We start from the raw sequence: 2907 nt of genomic DNA, 5'->3' as shown, positions 1-2907 counted from the left end.
GGGTCCATGGAGTTGATGATATCAGGGCCCTTGCGATAGCGCGTATCGGTGTAGTGCCGTTCCAGAATACAGGCCCCCAAAGCAACCGATGCCAAAGCCATATCCGGACCGATGGAATGGTCCGAGAAACCGACGACGGCTTTTGGAAAGGCCTCGCGCAAGTCGGTCACACCCTGAAGCGAGACGATTTCTGGCGGTGAGGGGTAGAGGTTTGTGCATTCCAAGAGCGCATATTCAATCCCTGCGTTATCCAGTATCGCGACAGAGGCGCGGATGCTTTCAATACTTTGCATGCCTGTCGACATAATCACCGGTTTGCCCATCCGTGCGATATGGCGGATCAGCGGCAGGTTGTCGGCCTCGCCTGATCCGATCTTGAAGGCGGGCACATCAAGATCGTTCAGGAAATCCGCCGCTGCCCGCGAAAAGGGTGTCGAAATCCAGATCATCCCAAGGCTTTCGGTATAGCGCTTGAGTTCGGCTTCCTCTTCGAGTGACAGCGCGCAGGCCTCCATCACCTCCCAGATCGACACATCGGCATTCGGGGGGAAGATCTGCTTGGCCTCTTCGGTCATTTCGTCTTCGATGATGTGGGTCTGGTGCTTGACCATCTCGCAGCCTGCAGCGGCTGCAAGGCGCACCATTTCCTTGGCGACGGCCAGATCACCACCGTGGTTGATGCCGATCTCGGCAATCACAAGGGGGGGGTGTTCGGGTCCGATTTTGCGGCCTGCAATGTCCATGGTGCGGTCTCCTGCCTGTGCTGTTAAAGCGTGTTTATGGGGTTTCATCTTGCGGGGCAATTGGCGCGTGCCCATTGCAATATGGGATGCCATGGTCCAAGTGACATCGCAGACCCGCAACCGAGCCGCCCATGATCCGCAAGATATTCAAAGCCTTGGACCAAAAAGAGCGCGATCTGCGCAAGTCATTCGGCCATGACATTACCGATCCGGACGAGCGAAAGAAATCCTATTGGCACGTCCGTTGGCTGGATCACGGCATTTTGCGCACCTTTTGGCATAACTTCGATCAGGTGAGCGACGGTGTGTACCGTTCAAACCACCCCGATCACAAACGGTTCGAGGCCTATGCCGCCATGGGGATCAAAACGGTTCTGAACCTGCGCGGTGTTGTCAGGCAGCCGCATTATCTTTTCGAGGTGGAGAGTTGCGAACGCCTGGGGCTCGAACTGGTGACGGTGCATATGTCGGCGCGGGCCGCCCCGAGCCGCGAGCGTCTTTTGGATGTGATCGCCGCTTTTGAAGCGATGGAGCGCCCGTTCCTGATGCACTGCAAATCAGGTGCCGATCGGACAGGCCTCGTCGCGGCGCTTTATCTGATGGTCCATGAAGGTCAATCTGTCGCCCAAGCGCGCAAACAACTCAGCTTTCGGTATTTGCATATCCGCAAGTCGGCGACGGGCATTCTGGATCACTTCTTCGACGTCTACGCGGCGCGCAATGCGCAAGAGCCAATCGCGATCGAGGAATGGATCAGAACCGAATATGACCGCGATGCGCTGACTGAGAGCTTTGCGCAAAAGCAGGCGGCGCTGAAATTCTGGCAAGGCTGGCGCTAGAACGCCACATTCACCTGTCCGCGAAACTGGCGTGCCTGCCAGGCTTCGGCGATCATGTCGCAACTTTCCCGCACGGTGCTCAGGCGTGGCATCAGCGGATTATCCGACGGCGGCTGTCCGGTGGCGATGGCGATGAAATCGGCCATCAGGCCCAGAAACATATCGTTGCGATCAAAATCGAATGCTGTCGTTTGCGGACCGGCACCTGTGTCGCGTGTGTATGAAGGCGCCAGCAGGTCCAGATCAATGACCTGATCGGTGCCGCGCAATTGGCCTTTGCGCAGACTGACCGGTGAGAGGTAGTCCATCGCGACCGTGCCCAAAGGGGCGGCGAGGCTGATGCGCGTGGCGAAATCGACCTTTGCAAAATCGGGATGGTCAAGGCTTGCGGCGCCGGTAACCGTGGCCTTGGGAAAGAGGCAGTGCGCGATATCCAGTTCATGGCACAGGTCGAGAAGAACACCGCCGCCCGCCGGATCGGACGCGTAGCTTTGCGCAAAGGACCAGTTTTCGCGCCATTGCCGCACGTCATGGCCGATCTCGAAGGCGAAACTGTAGATATCCGACAGATCAAGGGCGGCCAGCGCGCGTACCGCAGGGTGATAGCGCATCATAAAGCCGACCATTGAACGGTCGGCGACGGGTGCGGCGGCCGCATAGATGTCGGCGATCTGCTCTTTGGTCCAACCAAGCGGCTTTTCGACATAGAAGGGCCAATCCAGCGCTGCGCAAAGCTGGATCAGCGACAACCGGATCGGGGTAGCCGTTGCGACGATGACGCCTGCAACATCGCTGCGCCGGGCGACGGCATCGGCATCAAATTCACGGTAAGGGATCAGGTCAACCTTCTGGCCCAAGGCGGCAAGATTACGGGCGTGGCGTTGCCCGATTGATCCCGCACCGATGACCAGAAATGTATCTGCTACCATCCGCTGAAGCCGCCATCGACGTTGACCAGCTGGCCGGTCATATAGCCCGACTGCGCGGAGCACAGGAACAGCATCGCATCGGCAATTTCATCAGGTGCAGCCATGCGGCCCGCCATGATCAGCTCACCCACGCGGCGCTGGAATTCCTCGGAATGGCCGTTGAACACGGCACCGGGAGCGATGGTGTTCACGGTCGCGTTCCGCTTGGCCCAATAGCCTGCGAGCCAGAGTGTGAGGCCATGGATGCCCGCTTTAGTCGCCGAATAGGCCGAGAAGGATTTGAACGGCATATCCTCGTAAATCTGGTGGTGCGGACCATTCAGCGCATACATCGACGCCACGTTGATCAGCGTCGCAGGATAGCGCCCCACGATATCGCGGTCCATCTGGCGGGCG

At 58.6% G+C, this 2907-nt stretch carries 4 protein-coding genes; 1 reads left to right on the top strand and 3 read right to left on the bottom strand.

Annotation, left to right across the window (positions count from 1 at the left end):
• Positions 1 to 743, bottom strand: a 743-nt coding sequence (locus VGP75_RS20470) for an N-acetylneuraminate synthase family protein (RefSeq protein WP_327545403.1), incomplete at its 3' end; no start/stop codon positions are given.
• Between the two features lie 131 nt (positions 744 to 874).
• Here VGP75_RS20470 and VGP75_RS20465 point away from each other — a divergent pair.
• Positions 875 to 1582: a fused DSP-PTPase phosphatase/NAD kinase-like protein gene (locus VGP75_RS20465; protein WP_327545402.1), complete on the top strand. Its 708-nt coding sequence runs from the start codon at positions 875 to 877 to the stop codon at positions 1580 to 1582.
• Here the strand turns inward: VGP75_RS20465 and VGP75_RS20460 are convergent.
• On the bottom strand, positions 1579 to 2511 hold the full coding sequence (locus tag VGP75_RS20460) for a Gfo/Idh/MocA family protein (protein WP_327545401.1): 933 nt from the start codon (positions 2509 to 2511) through the stop codon (positions 1579 to 1581). The genes VGP75_RS20465 and VGP75_RS20460 overlap by 4 nt on opposite strands.
• On the bottom strand, positions 2505 to 2907 hold a 403-nt coding region (locus tag VGP75_RS20455), incomplete at its 5' end, for an SDR family oxidoreductase (protein WP_327545400.1). The genes VGP75_RS20460 and VGP75_RS20455, both read right to left, overlap by 7 nt.

The sequence above is a fragment of the Yoonia sp. genome (genome assembly GCF_036007805.1).
Classification (GTDB): Bacteria; Pseudomonadota; Alphaproteobacteria; order Rhodobacterales; family Rhodobacteraceae; genus Yoonia.
This window is presented reverse-complemented; position numbering and strand designations above follow the sequence as displayed.

Excerpts from the sequence above, each read along its gene's own strand:
- VGP75_RS20460 (WP_327545401.1), bottom strand. The coding sequence starts at position 2,511 with ATGGTAGCAGATACATTTCTGGTCATCGGTGCGGGATCAATCGGGCAA.
- VGP75_RS20465 (WP_327545402.1), top strand. The coding sequence starts at position 875 with ATGATCCGCAAGATATTCAAAGCCTTGGACCAAAAAGAGCGCGATCTG.